Source organism: Haladaptatus ordinarius, assembly GCF_054177595.1.
This window is the reverse complement of the sequence record NZ_JBPEHH010000013.1, coordinates 18,141-38,393: the sequence shown is the minus strand read 5'-3', so window position 1 is coordinate 38,393 and position 20,253 is coordinate 18,141. Positions and strand designations below refer to the sequence as shown.

Annotated in this window: 20 protein-coding genes; 9 read left to right on the top strand and 11 right to left on the bottom strand. The window is 62.2% G+C overall.

Annotated elements, in window-relative coordinates:
- Nucleotides 1-134: 134 nt before the first annotated feature.
- Genes ACR3FF_RS07020 through ACR3FF_RS07010 form a run of 3 tightly spaced genes read right to left on the bottom strand, consistent with a single transcriptional unit; the run spans nt 135 to nt 2,308 of the window.
- On the bottom strand, nt 135-596 hold the full coding sequence (locus tag ACR3FF_RS07020) for a DUF6691 family protein (protein ID WP_458187259.1): 462 nt from the start codon (nt 594-596) through the stop codon (nt 135-137).
- Nucleotides 593-1,090 (bottom strand): YeeE/YedE family protein, encoded by a 498-nt coding sequence (locus ACR3FF_RS07015; RefSeq protein ID WP_458187258.1) that lies wholly within the window; start codon nt 1,088-1,090, stop codon nt 593-595. The genes ACR3FF_RS07020 and ACR3FF_RS07015 overlap by 4 nt, the downstream gene beginning before the upstream one ends.
- Nucleotides 1,091-1,117: 27 nt before the next feature.
- The gene (locus tag ACR3FF_RS07010; protein ID WP_458187257.1) at nt 1,118-2,308 is read right to left on the bottom strand and encodes an MBL fold metallo-hydrolase; all 1,191 of its coding nucleotides are present in this window, start codon (nt 2,306-2,308) and stop codon (nt 1,118-1,120) included.
- Nucleotides 2,309-2,600: 292 nt separating this feature from the next.
- Here ACR3FF_RS07010 and ACR3FF_RS07005 point away from each other — a divergent pair, with 292 nt between their 5' ends.
- The 6 genes from ACR3FF_RS07005 to ACR3FF_RS06980 all read left to right on the top strand — a co-directional run bounded on the left by ACR3FF_RS07005 (nt 2,601) and on the right by ACR3FF_RS06980 (nt 7,860).
- Nucleotides 2,601-2,858: a sulfurtransferase TusA family protein gene (locus tag ACR3FF_RS07005; protein ID WP_458187256.1), complete on the top strand. Its 258-nt coding sequence runs from the start codon at nt 2,601-2,603 to the stop codon at nt 2,856-2,858.
- Between the two features lie 2 nt (nt 2,859-2,860).
- The gene (locus ACR3FF_RS07000) at nt 2,861-3,436 is read left to right on the top strand and encodes a DsrE/DsrF/DrsH-like family protein (RefSeq protein ID WP_458187254.1); all 576 of its coding nucleotides are present in this window, start codon (nt 2,861-2,863) and stop codon (nt 3,434-3,436) included.
- Nucleotides 3,437-3,691: 255 nt separating this feature from the next.
- On the top strand, nt 3,692-4,996 hold the full coding sequence (gene hflX / locus ACR3FF_RS06995) for a GTPase HflX (RefSeq protein WP_458187252.1): 1,305 nt from the start codon (nt 3,692-3,694) through the stop codon (nt 4,994-4,996).
- Nucleotides 4,997-5,051: 55 nt separating this feature from the next.
- Nucleotides 5,052-5,765 (top strand): NADH-quinone oxidoreductase subunit B, encoded by a 714-nt coding sequence (locus tag ACR3FF_RS06990; protein WP_458187251.1) that lies wholly within the window; start codon nt 5,052-5,054, stop codon nt 5,763-5,765.
- Nucleotides 5,762-7,402 (top strand): NADH-quinone oxidoreductase subunit D, encoded by a 1,641-nt coding sequence (locus tag ACR3FF_RS06985; RefSeq protein ID WP_458187249.1) that lies wholly within the window; start codon nt 5,762-5,764, stop codon nt 7,400-7,402. Before ACR3FF_RS06990 ends, ACR3FF_RS06985 begins: the two co-directional genes overlap by 4 nt.
- A complete protein-coding gene (locus ACR3FF_RS06980; RefSeq protein WP_458187247.1) occupies nt 7,399-7,860 on the top strand; it encodes a NuoI/complex I 23 kDa subunit family protein in 462 nt (153 codons plus the stop codon). Before ACR3FF_RS06985 ends, ACR3FF_RS06980 begins: the two co-directional genes overlap by 4 nt.
- A gap of 32 nt (nt 7,861-7,892) precedes the next feature.
- Here the strand turns inward: ACR3FF_RS06980 and ACR3FF_RS06975 are convergent, their stop codons facing one another.
- From ACR3FF_RS06975 to ACR3FF_RS06945, 7 genes are all read right to left on the bottom strand, one after another.
- On the bottom strand, nt 7,893-9,299 hold the full coding sequence (locus tag ACR3FF_RS06975; protein ID WP_458187245.1) for an arylsulfotransferase family protein: 1,407 nt from the start codon (nt 9,297-9,299) through the stop codon (nt 7,893-7,895).
- A gap of 167 nt (nt 9,300-9,466) precedes the next feature.
- Nucleotides 9,467-10,312 (bottom strand): class I SAM-dependent methyltransferase, encoded by an 846-nt coding sequence (locus ACR3FF_RS06970; protein ID WP_458187243.1) that lies wholly within the window; start codon nt 10,310-10,312, stop codon nt 9,467-9,469.
- Nucleotides 10,309-11,397, bottom strand: a complete 1,089-nt coding sequence (locus ACR3FF_RS06965) for a glycosyltransferase family 4 protein (protein ID WP_458187241.1) — start codon at nt 11,395-11,397, stop codon at nt 10,309-10,311. The genes ACR3FF_RS06970 and ACR3FF_RS06965 overlap by 4 nt, the downstream gene beginning before the upstream one ends.
- Entirely contained in the window at nt 11,370-11,756 is a 387-nt protein-coding gene (locus tag ACR3FF_RS06960) for a 6-pyruvoyl trahydropterin synthase family protein (protein WP_458187239.1), read from the bottom strand. The genes ACR3FF_RS06965 and ACR3FF_RS06960 overlap by 28 nt, the downstream gene beginning before the upstream one ends.
- 2 nt (nt 11,757-11,758) lie before the next feature.
- Nucleotides 11,759-12,787 carry a zinc-dependent alcohol dehydrogenase gene (locus ACR3FF_RS06955; RefSeq protein ID WP_458187237.1) on the bottom strand — a complete coding sequence of 343 codons (1,029 nt, stop codon included), beginning with the start codon at nt 12,785-12,787 and terminating at the stop codon, nt 11,759-11,761.
- 37 nt (nt 12,788-12,824) lie between these two features.
- Nucleotides 12,825-13,421 (bottom strand): hypothetical protein, encoded by a 597-nt coding sequence (locus ACR3FF_RS06950; protein ID WP_458187236.1) that lies wholly within the window; start codon nt 13,419-13,421, stop codon nt 12,825-12,827.
- Nucleotides 13,418-15,616 carry a PAS domain S-box protein gene (locus tag ACR3FF_RS06945; protein WP_458187235.1) on the bottom strand — a complete coding sequence of 733 codons (2,199 nt, stop codon included), beginning with the start codon at nt 15,614-15,616 and terminating at the stop codon, nt 13,418-13,420. The genes ACR3FF_RS06950 and ACR3FF_RS06945 overlap by 4 nt, the downstream gene beginning before the upstream one ends.
- A gap of 132 nt (nt 15,617-15,748) precedes the next feature.
- Here ACR3FF_RS06945 and ACR3FF_RS06940 point away from each other — a divergent pair, with 132 nt between their 5' ends.
- The 3 genes from ACR3FF_RS06940 (at nt 15,749) to ACR3FF_RS06930 (ending at nt 19,156) form a co-directional block, all read left to right on the top strand.
- The gene (locus ACR3FF_RS06940) at nt 15,749-16,372 is read left to right on the top strand and encodes a phosphoribosyltransferase (RefSeq protein ID WP_458187233.1); all 624 of its coding nucleotides are present in this window, start codon (nt 15,749-15,751) and stop codon (nt 16,370-16,372) included.
- Between the two features lie 337 nt (nt 16,373-16,709).
- Entirely contained in the window at nt 16,710-17,690 is a 981-nt protein-coding gene (locus tag ACR3FF_RS06935) for a transcription initiation factor IIB (protein WP_458187231.1), read from the top strand.
- Nucleotides 17,691-17,869: 179 nt separating this feature from the next.
- On the top strand, nt 17,870-19,156 hold the full coding sequence (locus tag ACR3FF_RS06930) for a hypothetical protein (protein ID WP_458187229.1): 1,287 nt from the start codon (nt 17,870-17,872) through the stop codon (nt 19,154-19,156).
- A gap of 4 nt (nt 19,157-19,160) precedes the next feature.
- Here the strand turns inward: ACR3FF_RS06930 and ACR3FF_RS06925 are convergent, their stop codons facing one another.
- Nucleotides 19,161-20,219 (bottom strand): DUF7350 domain-containing protein, encoded by a 1,059-nt coding sequence (locus ACR3FF_RS06925; RefSeq protein WP_458187228.1) that lies wholly within the window; start codon nt 20,217-20,219, stop codon nt 19,161-19,163.
- Between the last annotated feature and the right edge of the window lie 34 nt (nt 20,220-20,253).

The following is a 20,253-nucleotide window of genomic DNA, read 5'->3' as shown; positions in this document are numbered from 1 at the left end:
ACGACGGGATAAAACAGTTCTGCATAGAATCTACAATACTGCACGACCAACGAAGACCGTGGCGAGACGCTCTATCGACGGTCTCGTGCGCCACGGCTCTGTCATCTCTTCGGTCGTGAGAAAACAGTGACGAGTTAGTCTGCCGTCGAAGTCGGCGCAGTCGATTCACTTCGATGCTTTCGCCAGAGACCCTGCAGGTACGCGCCGAGGAACATCCCGCCGACGCCGAGCAACATCGGATAGTTTCCGAGTCCGACGCTCGCGTAGGCAGACCCCGGACAGATTCCGGAGACGCCCCAGCCGACGCCGAAGATTCCCCCGCCGATGAGAACGTTCCGGTCGAACGACTTCAGTCGTCGTTTGTATCTGCTTCCCGTCAGCGGCGCGCGGTCGAGGAACGTCGTGGCGATGGTGAACGTCACTGCCGTCACGGCCGCAGCTCCTCCCATCACGAAGAGGAGGCCGAGGTCCTCGAACTGGAGGAAGTCCAGCACGACTTCGGGTTGGGCCATGTGGCTGTAGCCGAGACCGAACCCGAAGATGAGTCCACCCGCCAGTATCAGGGGCAAGAACAGCGGGCCGCGTTGGCTGCTCATGGTGTCACCCCCAGTGCCTGCACCAGTTGGGCCGTCCCGATAGCCACCGCCATGAACATCGCCACGTTAGCGATGGACGTAGACGAGGCGGAGCCGACGCCACAGACGCCGTGTCCCGACGTACATCCCTTCCCGATTCGGGTTCCGACACCGACGAGGATGCCGCCACCGAGCAGTCGCCACCACTGGACGTCGGTCGTCCAGATTTCGCCGTGGAAGACGGCCTGATAGATGGCCGCCCCGCCGACGATTCCGAGCGTGAAGACGACACGCCAATCGCGGGAGGCGATGTACTTCGGCTGCTTGAACCGAGGGATGTTCGAGACGTACGACAGCGTCGACTCGAGGAACGTGCTCGCTCCAGCGATGATGCCGGTTCCGAGGTAGATTACCGCCGCCCCGAGACCGATGAGCACTCCCCCGATGGCGTATCGTGCGATACCCTCGGGGAACAGTTCTGCGTACGTAAGTATCGGTGCCAGTTCGTATACCATAAGTTGAGATGAATACTACGCGCCAGTTCAGTCGCTCGTCATCGCGTCTTGGCTGGCTGCGCAGTTGTTCGGGCCGAGTTCGAGTTCGAATGCCTCATCATCGTCTGCGTCTTTCACGCCCAAGTTGGTTTCGATAATGTCCACGTAGTTCGCCGGCCGCGGTGGCATGTCCGAGAGGATGAACTCGACGAACTCGTCGCGTTCCATCGAGAGTGCCCCCATCGTGTCCACCAGTTCGCCGATGGTCGCGGTGTACGTCCCGTCGTCGCGTGGAGTCGCGGCGTCGCTGAAGTGGGCCGGAGCGACGTACGTGTCGTCGGGGAGCGTGAGAACCTTGTTCTGGAGCGTGTCGTAGAGCATCCCTGCCGCTTCGGGTGCGCCCTCGTCACCCTCTTCGAGGTCGGGGCGAGCGACGCTCTCGGTGAACAGGCCGTCACCCGTGAACAGCACGTCGTCCACGAGGTAGGAGGTCATACCAGTCGTGTGGCCGGGCGTGTGGATGACCTCGACGCTCGTCTCGCCGACTGACAGTTCTTCGCCGTCTTCGACGGTCGTGTACTCGATGTCGTAGTCGACGCCGCGACCCTCGGCGGCGGCCGGGATGACCGCTTCCGCGCCATTCTCCTCGGCGAGGGTGCGAACACCGCTGATGTGGTCGGCGTGGATGTGCGTGTCGATGGCGTACTTCAGGTCCGCGCCGAGTGCTCGCGCGTCCTGGACGTACGTGTCCGTGAACGCACGGAGCGGGTCGACGACGGCGGCTTCGCCACCGCTCACTACGAGGTAGCCGAGACAGCCGCTGGACGGGCGCTGGTACTGGGCGATGGTCGCGTCGGACTCGGTGTCGAGTTCGTGGTACTCGTAGATGCTCGCCCAGCCGTTCATGCCGGATTCGAGGTGGTCGACGTCGAAGCCGCGCTCCTTCAGGAGCCCGGCGACGTACTCGCTCGCGCCACCCTTCGCACAGAGAACCGTCACGTGCTCGTCTTCGGGCACCTCTTCGAACAGCTCCTCGTCGGGTTCGTCGGCGAGGAACTCGAAGTAGGGAATGTTGATGTTCGTGACCGAATCGCCTTCGATGCGCCACTCCTCGAAGTCGCTTTCCATCCGCACGTCGAGGATGGTCACGTCGTCGCCCGCGTCGACCTTCTCTTTCAGTTCTTCGGCGGTGATCGGTTCGACTTCGACCTCTGGAGTCGGAAACTCTGATTCACTCATGTACGATGATTCCTATCGGACGGAGACGTATAAGTGTTTGCATAGTATTCCAAAAACTGTGCAATACTGGGTCCGAGCCTGCGACGCGGCACCCATTATTCTAGTTACTGATCGCACGAGCGCGCCGAGCGCGGAAAGGGAATTCGGGAGCCAAACGGGGACGAAAACCACCGAGGAGGGCTGTAGCAGCTTCGCGTGGATGGTTGTGTGCGGTCTCCCCATCAACCAACACACTTTTAAACACCGCTCCAGTATTGTTTGGTACGTCCAAGATAGAACATTGGTGAACACAATGAGCACTGAATTCGAAATCGCAGAAACACTCGACGTGAAAGGATTGAACTGCCCAATGCCCGTCGTCAAGACGAAGCAAGCGACCGACGGACTCGCAGAGGGAGAAATACTGGAAGTCGTCGCGACCGACTCCGGAAGCATGAGCGACATCAAAGGATGGGCGAACACGACCGACGGTGTCGAGCTCGTCGACCAGCAGGAGGGCGACGAGAACGGTGAAGCAGTGTACCGTCACTACGTCCGCAAAACGGCGTAATCATGAGTACTGACACACCAGACAGCGCGCAGTCGGACGTCCCGAGCCAGGCGGCGCTCCACGAGCAGATAGAGAACCTGGAGCAGGAACTCGCCGACCTGAAAGACGAAGTCGGCGGGCAGAAGAAGATGACGATCATCGCCACGAAGGGGACTCTGGATATGGCGTACCCGCCCCTCATCCTCGCCAGCACGGCCGCTGCCTTCGGCTGGGATGTCGTGGTCTTCCACACGTTCTGGGGTCTCGACATCCTCCACAAGGAGAAGTCGAAGGACCTCAAACTCAGCGCCGTCGGGAACCCCAGCATGCCGATGCCGAACGCGCTCGCTGCGCTCCCCGGCATGGATTCGATGGCGACGAAGATGATGCGAAAGAAGATCGACGAGAACGGGACGGCGACCATCGAAGAACTCATCGACGTCTCGATAGAGAGCGGCGTCGAACTGCAGGCCTGTCAGATGACGATGGACCTGATGGACTACGAGGACGAGGAGTTCTACGACGGCGTCGTGAGCGGTGTCGGTGCGGCCACCGCACTCGAACACATGGCCGACTCCGACGTCCAACTGCTCGTCTGAACGTCGAGCGCTCGTTCTCTTCTAATCGTCGCGTCGAAAACGCTAGTAACCTTTTTTTAGTGGTGTTGTCGTATCGGGAAGCAAGGTCGAAGCATGACCACCTCACTCCCTTGTTGACCGGGCATCGGTCGATTCGTCGTCCGCTCCACGCGAGCGGCGCACATCGGTCCCCGGTTTCGTTCGTGAAACGTCGAGTAGCGTAGCGTGGCGATTTTCGCCGAGGTACCGACGATCAGACACACACGACACCAAATCATGCAAGCAGGAACAGCGATCATCGCGAAACGAGTGGACGACGGAACAGCGGAAACGACGGAGATACGAGCGCTCGCCGACGCGGCGGGGTACGAGATGGTCGACGAGGTGACCCAATCGCGAGCGGAGGATTCGACGTACCAGTTCGGTCGCGGGAAGGCCGAAACCCTCGCACGACGCGTCGAAGAGAACGACGCGTCGACGGTCGTCTTCGACAACTCCCTCAGCCCGCAGCAGACCTACGAAATCGGGGTGCTGTGTCCCGACGGGACGGAAATCGTAGACCGGTATCGGCTGGTTCTCGACATATTCAGCCAGCAAGCGGGGACCCGTCGTGCGAAACTTCAGGTCGAACTCGCACGGTTACAGTACGAACTCCCGCGCGTTCGAGCCGAAATCAGACTGGGGAAGGAAGTCGCGAACGAGCGACGCTCGCGAAACGGACTCGGCGAGAAAGAGGACCGACGCATCACCGACATCGAAGACCGCATCAACCGCATCGAGTCGAAACTCGACAGTCTCTCCGACGTGGGCGACCAGCGCCGCGAGAAACGACGTGAGCAAGGATTCGACCTCGTGGCGCTGGCCGGCTACACCAACGCCGGAAAGTCGACGCTCCTGCGGCGACTTGCGGACGAGATGGACCTCGACCCGGAGCGCCACGACGACGTACACGAGAGCGCCACAGTCGAAGACCGACTGTTCGAGACGCTCGAAACGACGACCCGCCGGGCCGAGATTCGGGGACGGAAGACGCTCGTCACCGACACGGTCGGATTCGTCAGAGACCTTCCCCACTGGCTGGTCGAATCGTTCGAGGCCACGCTCACCGAGACGTACGAAGCGGACCTCGTGCTGCTCGTCGCCGACGTGAGCGACCCGCTACCGACACTGCGCGAAAAACTCGGGACCTCGCTCGACTTGCTCGACGGCGAGACGAATCGAGCCGTGACCGTACTGAACAAAGCAGACCGCGTCGGGTGCGACGAACTGAACGAGCGAGTCAGCGCGGTGGACGACCTCGCACCCGACCCGGTCGTCGTGAGCACCACCGAGAACGACGGTCTCGACGAACTTCGAGACCGCATCGCGGACGAACTGCCGGAGTGGGAGACGGACGAGTTGACGCTCCCCAACACCAGCGAGACGATGACGCTCGTCTCCTGGCTCTACGACAACGCTCGCGTCGATAGGGTGGTGTATCCAGGTGACCGCGAGGAAGTGATAGTCGAGTTCGCCGCACCCTCCAGCGTGGTCCAACGTGCGACGGCGAGAGCCGACGCCATCGTCCCCCAATATTCATGACTGTCCCTCCCTAACCGCCATTGAAGCCCGGTAACACGGGACATGGGTGGGGACCATGAGTAGTGAATCACAGCCAGCGTCACAGCAGGACAGTCCGCCAGACGAGCGACTGGTCGACGAAACCAGTCGCACGGAGGCGAAAGGACAGGGGAATCGATTCGATTCGAAGCTTCGCGACGCCCTCGGAACGTCGCCGTTCATCCTGACGAAGTTCGATAAGTTCATGAACTGGGTGCGCGGGTCGTCGATGTTCATGCTACAGTTCGGTATCGCCTGCTGTAGCATCGAGATGATGCACACGTACGCGGTCAAACACGACCTGGACCGCTTCGGGGCGGGCGTCCCACGCGCTTCGCCGCGACAGGCCGACGTCATCATCGTTCCAGGTACCATCGTCTCGAAGTTCGCGCCGCGCATGAAGCGCGTCTACGACCAGATGCCCGAACCCAAGTTCGTCGTCAGCATGGGGTCGTGTACCTGCTCCGGCGGTCCGTTCCAGGAGGGGTACAACGTCATCAAGGGCGCAGAAGAGGTCATCCCGTGTGACATCCACGTTCCGGGGTGTCCGCCGCGCCCCGAGGCGCTCGTCTACGGTATCGCCAAACTCCAAGAGCGCATCGCCAACGGGGAAGCGAGTCCGGTGACCGTCAAGCCGTACGAACTCGAACGGTTCGGCGACCTCGACCGGGACGAACTGGTCGAGACGCTCGCCGACCGAATCGACGAGGAGACGCTCGTCATGCGCTACAACTGGGCCGATTCGCCATGAGTCTGCAAGAACAACGTGTCGACGGCGACGCACTCGCCGACCTGCTCGGCGACCGCGTCATCGGGCGCGAGGAGCACCTGAACGCGCCGGGGGTCGTGATTCGTCCGGACGAAGTCCAGGAGGTACTCACCATCCTGCGCGACGAGGCCGGATTCGACCACCTCTCGTGTCTCTCCGCACAGCAGTACGACGACCGTTTCGAGAGCGTCTATCACCTGAAAAAGTACGACGACCCGCGACAGGAGGTGAGCGTCGTCGTGCCGACGAGCACAGACGACCCCGTTAGCCAGTCGGCAGAACCCGTCTATCGGACCGCGGAGTGGCACGAGCGCGAGGCCTACGACCTCGTCGGCATTGAGTATGAAGGCCATCCGGACCTGCGGCGGATTCTCCTTCCCGAGACGTGGCAGGGCCATCCGCTCTCGCTCGACTACGCCCAGGACAAACCGCAGATAGTGACGCTGGAAGCCCACAGAAATCCGTTGCAAGAAGACCACTTCGCCGAGGAAGCGGACACCATCTTTCTCAACATCGGCCCACACCACCCCGCCACGCACGGGGTGCTCCACCTGGAGACCGTACTAGACGGCGAGCAGGTCGTCGACGTGAAACCCGACGTCGGTTACCTCCATCGCTGTGAAGAGCAGATGGCCCAGAACTGCACCTACCGCCACCAGATAATGCCGTATCCCGACCGTTGGGACTACGCCTCCGCGGGCCTGCTCAACGAGTGGGCGTACGCCCGCGTCGCGGAGGACATCGCGGACCTGGACGTGCCGGAGTACGCGCGAGTCATCCGAACGATGAGCGCGGAACTGTGTCGAATCGCCGCGCACATGCTCGCCGTCGGAACGTTCGCGCTCGACGTGTACGGCGACTTCACAGCCATCTTCATGTACGCGATGCGAGACCGAGAGCGGGTGCAGAACATCTTAGAGGACCTCACGGGCCAGCGTATGATGTTCAACTACTTCCGCCTCGGCGGCGTCGTCTGGGACCTTCCGGAACCCCGCGAGGAGTTCTTCGAGAAGATTCTGGACTTCGTGGACGAACTGCCGGGTGCGCTCGAAGAGTATCACGACCTCATCACGGGCAACGAGATTTTCCAGCTCCGGTGTCTCGACACCGGGGTTCTGGAACCCGAGGTGGCCAGACAGTACGGCGCAACCGGACCGGTCGCTCGTGGGTCGGGCGTCGACTACGACCTGCGCCGCGACGACCCATACGGCTACTACGACCAGCTCGACTGGAACGTCGTCACCGAAGACGGCTGTGACAACTTCTCGCGCGTGCTGGTGCGACTCCGCGAGGTCGAGGAGTCGGCGAAAATAATCGAACAGTGCGTCGAACTGCTCGAAGACTGGCCGGAAGACGAACGCGAGATTCAGTCGAACGTTCCCCGGACGCTCAAACCCGAGGCCGACACCGAAGCGTATCGGGCCGTCGAGGCGGCGAAAGGCGAACTCGGCATCTACGTGCGGTCGGACGGCACGCCGAAACCGGCGCGATTCAAGATTCGAAGCCCGTGTTTCCACAACCTCTCGACGCTCCCGGAGATGGCCGAAGGCGAGTTCGTACCGGACCTGGTCGCGTCGCTGGGAAGCCTCGACATCATCCTGGGCGAGGTGGACCGATGATCGGCCTGCTCAAAGGGATGGCGACGACGATGAAACACGCGCTGGACGGGTCTACGTTCACGGTCGAGTATCCCGACGTGGCACCCGAAGTCAGCCCGCGGTTCCGCGGCATCCACAAGTTCAGCCAGGAACGCTGTATCTGGTGTCGCCAGTGCGAGAACGTCTGTCCGAACGACACTATCCAGATAGTGATGGACGACCAGCGCAACGGCGAGCAGTACAACCTCCACGTCGGCCAGTGCATCTACTGCCGACTGTGCGAGGAGGTCTGTCCCGTCGACGCGATTTTGCTCACCCAGAACTTCGAGTTCACGGGCGACACGAAAGACGACTTGGTGTACAACAAGGAGCAACTGAAAAACGTCCCCTGGTACAAGGACATCGACCCGCTGGCCTCGCGGGAACCGGATAGAGGGGCGTGGATCGGCGAAGGAGAGGGAGAAGTGGATTATCAGTAGAGAGGTCGAAAAGTAGCCAGAACGCTCAGCAGTCAGGCCAGTCGCCGACTCACGCCCGAGTAGATGCGCCGTCGCTGATACACGAGTTCGCCGACGACTAACCCGAGCAACAGCAGGATAGCGACCAGCGCGGCGATGAACGCGTATTCGCTCATCCAGATTGGGCGGATGAACGGCGTCACCTGGTCCCACTGTTCGCCGTACCGGCGCGCGTCGTCTTCGAACGACGTGCCCGCGAAGGCGTCGGCGAGCACGACCGACATCTTCACGCTGTCGCCCGTGCCGGGGTCGATGTTCGCGCTACCGGAGACCTGATACTCGCCGTTCACGCCCTGGTCGGCCATCGTCGGGCCGTTGGAACCGCCACCGTGTGCGACGCGCTCGGCGTCGTAGGGAAGCCACGGCGAGTAGAACTCCCAGACGATCTTGCCTTTCGGCGTCACTTCGATGACGCGGTGGTTCGAGGAGTCGGTGATGAGCGTGTTACCGTTCGGCAGGCGGTCTGCGTCACGGGGCCAGTTGAACTTCTCGGACGAGCCCATCTCCCACGTCTTCTCCCAGTCGTCGCCGCGTTTCTCGTACTCGACGACGCGATGGTTGTGCGAGTCGGCGACGAGGACGGTCGGGTTGCCGTCCTCGCTTTCGAGGTAGTCGGGGTTGTGCTGTTCGTAGAGGACGTCGTGGTTGCCACCGTCCTCTCCGAGTTTCATCGTGACGTTCTTCGTCTCACGGTCGATGACGAGCACTTCGTCCATGTTGCGCGGGTCGGCCATGTACTTGCCCGGACCGATCTTGTCGACGTCGTTGACGTGCGTCCAGTCGCCGGTGTACTCGTCCTTTCCGGCACTCTTCTCGTAGTAGTTACGGAAGTACCAGCGCCAGACGATTTCGTCTTTCTCCAGGTCGTAGACGTAGATGCTGTCGTCGTTCTTGCCTGTACTCTCGTTGTACGCACGCATGTTGGCGACGAGCAGTTGTGTGCCGTTGTTGATGAGGTCGATGTCGTGCGTGTCGTGGATTTCGAGGAACTGTTTCCACACCCTCTCTTTCGTGTCGGGGTTGTACTCGTAGACCAACGTGCCGCCGCGCTGGGTCGACACGACGAGCAGATTCCCGTTCGGCAACGGGTCGACGTCGTAGAACCACGCCGCACCTTCTTTCGAGCCGTTGTGTACCCACTCTACGTTGCCGTTCGGACCGACGGCGACGAGGCGCGCGGGCTTTTTCTTGTTTCCTTTCCCCTGGAAGTGATATCCTTGCACGCTGATGACAGTGGTTCCGTTCGCGGGTTTCTCGATGGTGCCCCGCTGCAGGTTCGATTCCTCTTGGTCGTACGTTATCGCGGAGACAGCGGAGGGCGCGAGGAGGGCGACGATCAGCAGTAAAACGACGCCGCGCACGAGCCAGGGCCGTGGCGGGAGTCGGTCCGTCCAGTCCATACGTCTGTACTCGGAAGCTAACACTTTGAGTATTTTGTGTTTCGTCTGCCATTGCTGGCAGGTGATTCCATCGTCTCGTTTCCGAATACTGAAGCGGACACGAGACGCCACACACTACGTGGGAAAATGGTCGACGATGGCGGCGAAGTCGGCAGACGGGCGGTGGCTCACTCCGTTCTCGCCAACACGTCGAGCTGGTGGGCGACGTACGTCAGTTCCGCGTTCTCGACCTGTCGCGTCCGCGTCCGCATCCACTCAGAGAACGCGTCGGAGTCGATGTCGGGATGGTCCGCGAGCACCCCGTCGATAGTGTCGAGGATGTGCCGAAGAAACGCCGCCTCGTCCGCGGGGTACGAGCCGTTCTGGGGATACACCACCCAGTCAGAACTGCCCGCCGCGAGCACCTGCGTGTCGCGTGCTCGGAGCGACCCCAGGAGTCTTCGTCCCGCCCGGCTGGTTCCATCTCCCTCGTCCATGTGCTCGTGGTACAGTCGCTCTACCCGGTCGTCTAGCGGATGCGGCGGGTCGAAGACCGTTCCACCGTCGAAGGTGATGGGAAAGTAACAGATTCCACCCGAATCGAGCACCGAGAGGAGCGCGGGGAGTGCCGAATCGAGGTCGAACAGGTCCGCAACCGCGTGGCCGACGAGGACGTCCCATCGGTCGGTCGTCTCGCGCGCGAACGTGAGTGCGTCCGCGACCTCGAACGAGACGACGAGCCGCCGGCCGTCTCGCTCCAGGGTGAGGTCGTCGCCCGCGTCGAACCCCCGTGCGAGCAATCGCTCGCGGGCGGTTTCGACGTTCTTCGGGTCGATGTCGAGGGCCGTGTAGTGGACCTCGGGCGGAAAACAGTCCCAGGAGTGGAGTCGGTCGACCATCACCCCGATTCCGGCGCCGACTTCGAGGACGCGAGCGGCGTCGGGGAGTTCGCCGCAAAATCGAGAGAGGACCCGGCGGTTCAGCGCCCGGTCGTCGACCGTCCGTTTCGCTTCGAGGTACCGTTGGAAGGTCATGGCGAGGAGGGAACCTGGTTTGATTGTCGGGTCACCCTTTCGAGGAGTCGTTCCACGGCGTCCGTCGCGTCGTCCCAGTCCGGATGGGCTTCGTATCGTTCTCGCGCCGCCCTGCTCATCCGGCGGAGGGTTTCTCCGTCGTCCCGCAAGCGACAAACGGCCCCAGCTATCGCGTCGGGGTCGCCCGGCGGGAGTACGAACCCGTTTTCGCCGTCGAAGACGATTTCGTTCGCACCGCCCGCCGTGGTCGCGATTGCGGGCAGTCCAAACGACATTCCCTCGAGGTAGACGAGTCCGAATCCCTCGTACAACGACGGCACCGCGAGGACGTGGCCGCTGGCGAGCAGTTCGGCCACCGCCTCGTCGGGAAGTCGTCCGGTGAACGTGACCTTCTCCGTCAGCCGAAGTTCGTCGCGAAGGTGGCGGACTCGCGCCGCGTACGCTGCGTCAGTGGCCGCACCGACGACGGTGAGATGCCAGTCGCCGCGCACCCGAGAGAGTCCGGAAAGGAGGACGTGGAGTCCCTTCCTGGGGATGAGGTTGCCGAGGAAGACGAGTCGAAGTGGCCCGTCGAACGCTCGCTCGACGGAGGCAACTGGTGCGAATCGGTCGCCAGCGGGGTACGCCACAGCGGTCGGGAGGTCGTGGAGGGAACGGACGGTTCCCCGCGTCGTCTCGCCGTTACACACCGCGCCGTCGAGCCGTCGAAAGTAGCGGCGTTCGACGGCGCGGTACACCCGATTTTGCCACGCCGGTCGCGGTTCGCTCGACCGGAGGTGGTGGACGACCGAGACCAGTGGGGCGTCGAGGTGTCGATTGACCTGGACGAGCGAAGGGTGACAGAGGTGGTCCTGGAGGAGCACGTCGAATCCCGCCAGCCGTGAGCGAAGTCGACGCGAGTAGTTGTGGAGGAGACATCGACCGTACCCGTCCCACGGCAGGCCGACGACCTGCACGTCGTGCCCGCGTTCACGGAGGTGTTCGACGAGTTTTCTGTCGTAGCGAAAGCCACCGGACTGCTCCGCGAGCGACCCGTACACGACGAATCCGAGGTGCATCACACCGAGCGCTCGAAGGCGGCCCACGCGTCGTCGTCTTCACGCAGTCGAACCCTCACATCGTCGATTGGCGACGCGTCGATATCGTCGATGCCGTGAAGGACACGGTCGCAGAAGATGCGAGCGAAGTGTTCGACGCTGGGATTCAATCCCTCGAACGCCGGAAGGTCGTTCAGCGTCTCGTCGCGATATCGAGCCACCGTCTCGTCCAGCGAGTCGGACACGTCGTCGATGTCTACCAGATAGCCGTACTGATTCAGCGAGTCGCCGCGAAATCGTACTTCTGCTCCGTAGCGATGCGAGTGGAGGTCACCCTCCGGGCCGGGGTTCGGGACGGTCAAGTAATGCTGTGCGACGAACGTTCGTGATACGCTCACTTCGTACATGGTCAATCGTAAGTCAGGAGGACGGCAACCGCTTCGTCCGGGGATTCGTCCAGCAGTCGGTACGCCTCGGACGCGTCGTCGATGGGGATTCGATGCGTGACGAGTCGGGTCGGGTCGAGGCCGGCGAGTCGACGCCACGCCACGTCGAGTCGGCGGTCGGTGTCCCACCGCCCCCGGAGTTCAGGGGCAAGGGTGCTCACCTGCGTACTGGCGATGTCGATTCTGCTCCGGTGGAACGACCCGCCCAGGTCCAGGTCGGCCCGCTTGATGCCGTACCACGACCCGACGAGGACGCGACCGTCGTAGCCGGTCACCCCGACCGCGTCGTCTAGCGCGTCGGGATCGCCCGAGAGTTCGTAGGTCACGTCCGCACCCGCAGGCGTTTCTGGCCGGGAGAGGACGGTTTCGACGTCCTCTCGAACGTCGGCCGTAGCGTCCAGACAGTGGTCGGCACCCATCTCCTGGGACAGTTCGCGCCTGATTGGATAGTAATCGAGCGTCACGAGGTCGGCGAGCGGGCAGTCCGCCAGGAGCCCCGTCGTGAGGAGTCCGACGACACCCTGTCCGAAGACCACGGCCTGTTCGCCCATTCGTGGCGTGCCGTCGAGCACGACGTTCACCGCCGTCTCGACGTTCGGCAGGAATACGGCCTCCTCGGGCGAAACGCCGTCCGGAATCCGAACGAGGTCGTCCGGTGAGGCGAGAAAGTGACTGGCGTGGGGGTGGAACGCGAACACCGATTCGCCGAACCAGTCGTCCGGGACGTCGCGCCCGGCGTCGACCACGCGTCCGGCAGACGCGTACCCGTACTGGAGCGGAAAGTCGAGGGTGCCGGAGAGCGAATCGATCGTCGTGTCGGTCACCTGTTCGGTCGGTGCTTCACCGCGGTAGACGAGGAGTTCGGTGCCTGGGCTGACCGCCGACACCTCGGTGCGAACGACCACCTCGTCCGGTCCCGGTTCGGAAACCCCCTCCACGCGGACGTCGATTTCCCGCGGTCCCGTGAAGTGAACCGTGCGTGCTGATTGCACACATCCCATGCGATAGATTCCAAGAAATTCTTTTCGGCTACCACGTTCTGCGACCGAGGTGACGGCGGAGGAACTCACACGTCCGACGTCGGAGCGGTTCGATCACCGGTTCCGGACAGACGGCGAGATACGCACAGGCCGGTTCGTATTCGTCCGTTTCGAGGAGTTTCACCGCACGTGCCGTCGCCCGGTAGTTTCCGTCGGCAACCTGGGGAGGGTGACAGTTCCAACGGTCTACCAACACGAGTGGTTCGTCGGGCCGAGATTCTCGAAGCGACAGGACGCGGTCGACGTCGACCCCCGTCTCGGCAGTCAACTCGTCGGGGTCGCCGTCTCTGATTCGCCGGGCCGCCCCGAGAATCGTTCCGTCGGGCGAGAGCGCGCGCCAGTGCAATCCGTCCGGACCGGCGACGACGCGCAGTCGTTCGAACGCGCGTCGAGAGAGCGTCACTCGTCGCCACTCGATAGGAGCCTCGCGCCACACGAACGCCGCGGCTCCCGGTTTCAGGCGCAGGAGTCTATCGAGCGTCTCTCGTTCCGACAGCGATTCGACGTCGAACGACGGCGTGGTCGCCTTCCGGCATTCGAGTTCGAGCCAATGTTCGAGGACGGTCTGCTGTGAGACGCGCGTCATTCTCCGGACCGTACGACGCCCGTGAACTCGAATCGTGCGCCGCCACCCTCTGCCTCGGTGACCGAGACGCGCCAGTCGTGGGCTTCGGCAATCTGCTTGACGATGGTCAACCCGAAACCGGTGCCGGAATCGTCGGTGGAGTAGCTCGATTCGAACACGGATTCGTAATCTGCGGTCGGAATCCCCGGCCCGTCGTCGGCGACGAAAAAGCCGTCCACGAGTTGGCCGACACGAACCGTCACGTCCGGGCCAGCGTGCTCGATAGCGTTTCTGAACAGGTTTTCGAGCAACTGTTGAAGCCGACTCCCGTCCGCCTCGATGGTCGAGTCCCAAGACACGTCGAGGGTCGCTTCCCCCGTCTCGACGGACGCCCACGCGTTCGTTGTAATCACTCGTCCGGCGATGGGTTCGGTTTCGCTCACCGTCTGCCCGTGTCGCGCGAGCGTCAGTACGTCGGCGACGATGTTCTCCATTCGGTCGTGGGCACGCTGTATCCGGTTCAGATGGTCGTCTTTGCCCGTCACCTGATACATGTCGAGATAACCCTGTGCGACGTTCAACGGGTTTCTGAGGTCGTGCGAGACGACGCTGGCGAACTCTTCTAAGCGTTCGTTCTGTCGCTCTAGCTCGCGTTGGTTGGCCTTTCGCTCGTCTTCGCGCTCAGCCCTGTCGAGCGCGGCCGCGGTGTTCGCGGCGAGCAGTTGGGCGTACGTGACGTCGAAATCGCTCAACGTCTCGCTACCGAACGCCATCACACCACGGTCGCCCAGCGGGACGAGGGCTTCCGATTCGGTCTCGTTCGCGTGCCTCCGGCGGACGACCGTCTCACCGGATTCGAACGCGTCGAGCGTGGCGCTCCGGTCGGAGACCGAATCTTGTTCGCCGTACTCGGTGCGGTGTTCTTCGGTCCTTGCGACCAGCCGAAACGATCGGTCGTCGTACTCCCAGATTCCGGTCAGCGGGAGGTGGAGCACGTCTCGCGCGGTGCAAACAGCGATTTCGCTCACCGCAGTGCTCGTCTCAGCCTGCATCAGTTCGCGCGTCGTGTCGTGGAGCGCTTCGAGCGTCTCCTCTCGACGCTCGCGTTCCGTGACGTCTCGGGAGTTGTGCACCAACCCCTCGATAGCGGGGTCTTCGAGCCGATTCTCTCCCGTCGTTTCGAGATACCGCCACGAGCCGTCGGCGTGACGGAATCGGTACGTGACCGTGGGATTACGGTCAGGCTCTTCTAATACGTGCGAGAACGTCTGAACCACGTTCGGACGGTCGTCGGGATGGATGTAATCGAAGGCGAGCTCCCCGAGAAGTTCTTTCCGGCCGTAGCCGAGTCGTTCGATAGACGGGCTCTCGTACTTGACGACGCCCGTCTCGTCGATGAGCGTGAGAATGTCGTGGGAGTGTTCGATGAGCGCGTTGAGTCGGTTCTCCGTCCGTTTTCGGTCGGTGATATCCCGAACCGACCCGATAGCTGCCGGGAGACCATCGTAGTTCGTTTTGCGGACCGAAAAATCCCCGTTTCGGACGTCGCCGTCTTTCGTCAAGAATCTGGCCTCGTACGTCGAAACGTCGTGTTCGCCTCGCTCACGGTTCGACGCGATAGCTTTAACCCGGTCGTGGTCGTCCGGGTGGACGATAGACCAGACGTTCATTCCGAGCAGTTCGTCTTCGTCGTAGCCCGTAATCTCGCAAGCGCGCTCGTTGACGAAGGTGAAGTGGTCTTCCTGATAGATGTATATCGCGTCGTGGCTCCCCTCGACGACGGTTCGATACCGCTCTTCGCTCTCTCGGAGGGCGTTCTCGGTGCGGTAGGAGTGGACGGCGTTCTGGATTCGATTCGCCAACACGGCGTACTGCTCGGTCGATAGCTCCTTTTGGATGTAATCGGTGACCCCTGCAGAAATCGCTCGACTCGCAATTTCTTCGCTCCCGGCGCTAGTAAACAGAATGAACGGAAGCCCCGGATACGTCGCTCGAACCGTTTCGAGGAAGTCGAGGCCGTTCGAATCACCCAGTTCGTAGTCACAGACCATACAATCGATTCCGCCTTCGTGAAGCATCTCGGACCCCGTCTCGTACGAGGCGGCGGTTCGAAGTCGCAACTGCCGGGACTCCCGTTCGAGGAACGTCGCCGCGAGGTCCAGCACGTCTTCGTCGTCGTTCATGTGGAGGACGACGATTGGAGGTGAGTCACTCATTCTCCGTCGCTTGGTTGACAGACTGACCACGCGACTATAATTGTTGCGTATGTTAGATATGGATTCCGTCAGTTACGGGCACGCGCGGAGCACTTTTGAAGAGCGACGACGTTACGTCTGGCGAGGTGGAGGATGTTCGAGGACAGAACGGACGCAGGTACACAACTGGCCGACCTCCTCGTGCGTGAACGAACGGACGCCGACATCGTCCTGGCGATTCCCCGTGGGGGGCTGCCGGTCGGACGACCAGTAGCCGACGCACTCGACGTGCCGCTGGACGTGGTCGTGGCGAAAAAGCTCGGCGCGCCCGGAAACCCCGAACTCGCCATCGGTGCAGTCGGTGCCGACGGGAGCGTCTGGCTGAACGACGAGCTCATCGACCGGCTGGGTGTCGACGATGCGTACATCGAGCGAGAGCGCGACCGACAGGCGGCAGTCGCTCGTGAGAAGGCGACGACGTACCGAGGTGACGAACCGATTCCCGATATTGCGGGCGAGCGAGTCGTCGTCGTGGACGACGGCGTCGCCACGGGTGCGACGACCACCGCCTGTCTCAGACAGGTGAAAAACGCTGGAGCGAGCCACGTCGTCCTCGCGGTACCCGTCGGGTCACCGACCGCGGTCGAGAAACTGGCCCGTGAAGCGGACGACGTCCTCTGTGTGGAGACGCCGCCGTACTTCAGCGCGGTCGGGCAGTTCTATCGCCAGTTCGAACAGGTTTCAGACGAGGTCGCGAGGTCGTACTTGCGAGAGTGAGCGTGGGTCGAACTGGCGACGGGACGACCCGGAGCGGGGGCGGTCGCTTCGAATCGAGAGACCTCGCACGAGGGATAGTATCCGGAGACCGGAAGAAAAATCACCCGACGAAAAACCGATACTGTTTTACCCGTTTCGATTCGGAGTTTTACAGGATTCGTCGTGCGAAAATTGTCGTGGATTGGCGCCACAGGCTTGTTAATGGCCGACAAGGGAAATCAGGAATGCCACAATTCATCGAAACATTTAAGTACTTTTCGCCCTAACCCATGGTTAGGAAGAAGCGACCGGGTTTTTTCAGGTTTTCCCTCCCGGGAGCTACCGCCCACCCACCACCATGACATCGACCAAGATTCAAAACCACAGTGAGTCCGGTGTATCGACTCACGAACGAGAGGGCGAGAGCGAGCACGAACAGAACGTCTGCCCCGAGTGTGGCGGAAACCTCGTCTCCGACGAAGGACGCGGTGAGACCGTCTGTTCCGAATGCGGCCTCGTCGTCGAGGAAGACTCCGTCGACCGCGGCCCGGAGTGGCGCGCGTTCGACGCCAAAGAGAAAGACGAAAAGAGCCGTGTCGGTGCCCCGACGACGAAGATGATGCACGACAAGGGGCTCTCGACCAACATCGGCTGGCAGGACAAAGACGCCTACGGCCGGACGCTCGGGTCGCGCCAGCGCGAGAAGATGCAGCGCCTGCGCACGTGGAACGAGCGCTTCCGCACCCGCGACTCCAAAGAGCGCAACCTCAAGCAGGCGCTCGGCGAGATCGACCGCATGGCGAGCGCGCTCGGACTGCCGAAGAACGTCCGCGAGACGGCCAGCGTCATCTACCGTCGCGCGCTCGAAGACGACCTGCTTCCCGGCCGCTCCATCGAGGGCGTCGCGACCGCCTCGCTGTACGCCGCCGCGCGCCAGACCGGCGTCCCGCGCAGTCTGGACGAGGTGGCGAGCGTGAGTCGCATCGACGAGATGGAGTTCAAACGCACCTACCGCTACATCGTGCGCGAACTCAGCCTCGAAATCCAACCCGCGGACCCCCAGAGCTACGTGACGCGCTTCGCCTCCGACCTCGGCATCAGTGACGAGTCGGAGCGTCGTGCACACGACCTCCTCAAGGCCGCCAAAGAGAAGGGCGTCCACAGCGGCAAATCGCCGGTCGGTCTCGCCGCTGCCGCCGTCTACGCAGGTTCCCTGCTCACCAACGAGAAAGTGACGCAGGCCGAGGTGAGCGATGTCGCCAGCGTGAGCGAGGTCACCATCCGAAATCGCTATCAGGAACTGCTCGAAGCCGCGGAAGACGACCGTGTTGTCGCCTGAACACTTCTGTTTTCGTTCTGCCGTGAGCAACGCCGAGTGAACCCCGAGCGGGAAGTAAATCGTGAGTCCGTAATCAGTACGTGTGAGGAAGGCAGTTAGTACAGGTGCAGGGAAACTGTTTTCGTAACCGGAAATGGCCGGTACACTAATTGCGTGCGATTCGAAACCGTTCGGTACTGATGCCCGGACCACGAGTCGGGATAGACCGCCGCGTTCTGACTGGTATGGTGTTTCTCGTACTCGTCAGTCTCGTGGTTTTCCAGCCCGGGTTTCTCACCGCACAGACGGGCGAGAAAACGGCGAAAAAGGACCCCAAAAACGTGCGGATGGTTTCGCCGAACGAGAACAGTTCTGCGGAGTTGTGGCCCTTCACGAGTCGACAGAGGGAGTTCGATTCGTTGACCCTTCCCATCAACGTCGTGGTTCGAGGACACTCCGCACGGATAGTGACACAGTTACGCACCGGGAAAGGTGCGACGTGGAGCAACCAGTCGAACGAGTGGAAAGGAGTCGGTAGCGAAGACGAATCGGTCGGCGCCAACGACCCGGCCGTCGAGTGGCGTAACACGACGGGCGCGACCCGGTACACCTACATCAAGGCCCCCGGTTCACGCGGTGGGTGGACGACGGAAACGGCCCAACTCCACGACGGCACGTATTTCGGGTCGCGGTATCATCTGCGACTGTACGAGGCCGGGCAAGGCAACAAGACCTGGACCGCCATTCAGGCCCATCACGAACACTGGGACTGGTTCCGTTTGCGACATTCGGTCGGGTCGTTGGCGAAGGCCCAGTACTACCTCGATAGTCGATACTACGGAAAGTGGTACGTCTCCGACATCACCCGAGAACGCTTCGCCAACGGCGGCATCTCCGACACCGACGGGTGGGTGTCCGTCATCGACCTTCGAGATACGAGCGAGTTGCGACCGATGGCGCTGTTGTGGGTCGTGTTGCTCCTCGGCTCCATCGGCGTTCAGGAGTCACTGCGGGATGCGATTCGAGAACTAACAGAGGAACTCTCGACGGAGACGACACAGCGGGGTCTCGCCCTCGGCGTCTCCCTCTCCGGGTTGCCACTACTCGTCCGCGCAGCGAGTATCTTCGTCGAGACGAACTTCGCTGGCGTCCCCGTGAAGGCGATCGCCGGTGTGGGCTATCTCACCCTCGTCGTCGGCTTACCGCTGGCCGCAATTAGCTTTCCGAGCGGCGGTCGGTCGCTGGACTGGTTCGGCGTCGCGTTCGTCGCACTCGGACTGGGATTCCTCCTCGATTACCAGAGCATCGGCGTCAGGGTACTCCCCATCGCGGTCGTCCTGCACCGGCTCACCGTTCTCAGTACGGTCGGTTTGCTCGCGGTCGGCGGGGCACGGCAAGAGACCGACGGCCGGTGGAACCTGCTGGTGAAAGCCGGCATGCTCCTCTGGGTAGGCGTTCTCGCCTGGCCGCTGTTTTACGGCTTCTGAGCCGTCACTGAACGGTTACCTGCACCTTCGGCATGGAGAGGAACGCCGTCTCGTACCCTTCGTGTCGGGACACTTGCGGCGGCGAGTCGACCGTCACCGTTAGCTGGTCGCCCGACTCGGCACCTGTCACGTTCGCACCGTAGTGATAGCCGAGCGTCGGGTCGAGGGTCGGGGTGAGCGTGCCGTCGAACACCGACTTTCCGCCGCGCGTTAATTTCGCAGAGAACGACATCATCGGGAGCGGGTAGCGGTTGTAGGGCGTCCGCGGCGAGACGAGGAGGTAAGTATCGTCTGCCAGGTCGGTGTCCGAGAGTGCCGTCACGAGGAACGTTGCGTCGCCACTCGATTTCTCCGCGACGAGCTGGCCGGGGAGGTCTGCCTTCGGAGGGACGTGGCTCATCGGCATCTTCATCTTCATGGGGTTAACTGCGCCTTTCGTCCCTTTCTTGTCGTCCAGTTCGTTGAACGCGAGGGTGTCGAGACGTTTCTGACTGAACTCGAACTCCGTCGAGAGCGTTACACCCGAACCGAACTGCCCGGAGAGCGCCCCGGTTCGACGAACGCTCAGGCCGCCGACCTGCACCTCGGCCGCGTACGTTCCCTCACCGTTCAGTGACACGTTGTCGCCGAAGTGAAACCCCATGTTCTGAGAGAGCATTGGCCACATCGTCCTGGTGTCGCTCCAGTCCCCCTTCGAGAGGTCGATGCGAACGTTTCCGGTGGGAAGCACCGTCTTCGTCTCAGCGTCCCAGACGGAGGCCATCAGGTGCAGGTCGTCGTCTTGCTGCACCGGGACTTTCTTCTGCTGGTTCGCCGTTCCGCCCCCCATCAGCCAGAAACGGTGGGGAAACGAGTAAAACAGGCCGAGGCGATACCGACCCTGCTTCGCCATCCCGGCCATCTCCATACTCTCGGTGTGTGAGGGATAGTACACCGCATCCGGGGGGTTCTGTACCATGGGCGGTTCGCGCGGCATCGTCTTCGTCTGGAAGAGTCCAGAACACCCTGCCAGTGCTGTCACACCGGTGGCGGTCGTTGCCTCCAAAAACCTGCGGCGGTTCATCGACCGAGAGTTGTGAGTCGCCGGGAAAAGGGGT

Bases quoted from the DNA above. Each gene is read 5' to 3' on its own strand.
- ACR3FF_RS07020 (WP_458187259.1), bottom strand. From the start codon at position 596: ATGAGCAGCCAACGCGGCCCGCTGTTCTTGCCCCTGATACTGGCGGGT.
- ACR3FF_RS07015 (WP_458187258.1), bottom strand. From the start codon at position 1,090: ATGGTATACGAACTGGCACCGATACTTACGTACGCAGAACTGTTCCCC.
- ACR3FF_RS07010 (WP_458187257.1), bottom strand. From the start codon at position 2,308: ATGAGTGAATCAGAGTTTCCGACTCCAGAGGTCGAAGTCGAACCGATC.
- ACR3FF_RS07005 (WP_458187256.1), top strand. From the start codon at position 2,601: ATGAGCACTGAATTCGAAATCGCAGAAACACTCGACGTGAAAGGATTG.
- ACR3FF_RS07000 (WP_458187254.1), top strand. From the start codon at position 2,861: ATGAGTACTGACACACCAGACAGCGCGCAGTCGGACGTCCCGAGCCAG.
- hflX (WP_458187252.1), top strand. From the start codon at position 3,692: ATGCAAGCAGGAACAGCGATCATCGCGAAACGAGTGGACGACGGAACA.
- ACR3FF_RS06990 (WP_458187251.1), top strand. From the start codon at position 5,052: ATGAGTAGTGAATCACAGCCAGCGTCACAGCAGGACAGTCCGCCAGAC.
- ACR3FF_RS06985 (WP_458187249.1), top strand. From the start codon at position 5,762: ATGAGTCTGCAAGAACAACGTGTCGACGGCGACGCACTCGCCGACCTG.
- ACR3FF_RS06980 (WP_458187247.1), top strand. From the start codon at position 7,399: ATGATCGGCCTGCTCAAAGGGATGGCGACGACGATGAAACACGCGCTG.
- ACR3FF_RS06975 (WP_458187245.1), bottom strand. From the start codon at position 9,299: ATGGACTGGACGGACCGACTCCCGCCACGGCCCTGGCTCGTGCGCGGC.
- ACR3FF_RS06970 (WP_458187243.1), bottom strand. From the start codon at position 10,312: ATGACCTTCCAACGGTACCTCGAAGCGAAACGGACGGTCGACGACCGG.
- ACR3FF_RS06960 (WP_458187239.1), bottom strand. From the start codon at position 11,756: ATGTACGAAGTGAGCGTATCACGAACGTTCGTCGCACAGCATTACTTG.
- ACR3FF_RS06950 (WP_458187236.1), bottom strand. From the start codon at position 13,421: ATGACGCGCGTCTCACAGCAGACCGTCCTCGAACATTGGCTCGAACTC.
- ACR3FF_RS06945 (WP_458187235.1), bottom strand. From the start codon at position 15,616: ATGAGTGACTCACCTCCAATCGTCGTCCTCCACATGAACGACGACGAA.
- ACR3FF_RS06940 (WP_458187233.1), top strand. From the start codon at position 15,749: ATGTTCGAGGACAGAACGGACGCAGGTACACAACTGGCCGACCTCCTC.
- ACR3FF_RS06935 (WP_458187231.1), top strand. From the start codon at position 16,710: ATGACATCGACCAAGATTCAAAACCACAGTGAGTCCGGTGTATCGACT.
- ACR3FF_RS06930 (WP_458187229.1), top strand. From the start codon at position 17,870: ATGCCCGGACCACGAGTCGGGATAGACCGCCGCGTTCTGACTGGTATG.
- ACR3FF_RS06925 (WP_458187228.1), bottom strand. From the start codon at position 20,219: ATGAACCGCCGCAGGTTTTTGGAGGCAACGACCGCCACCGGTGTGACA.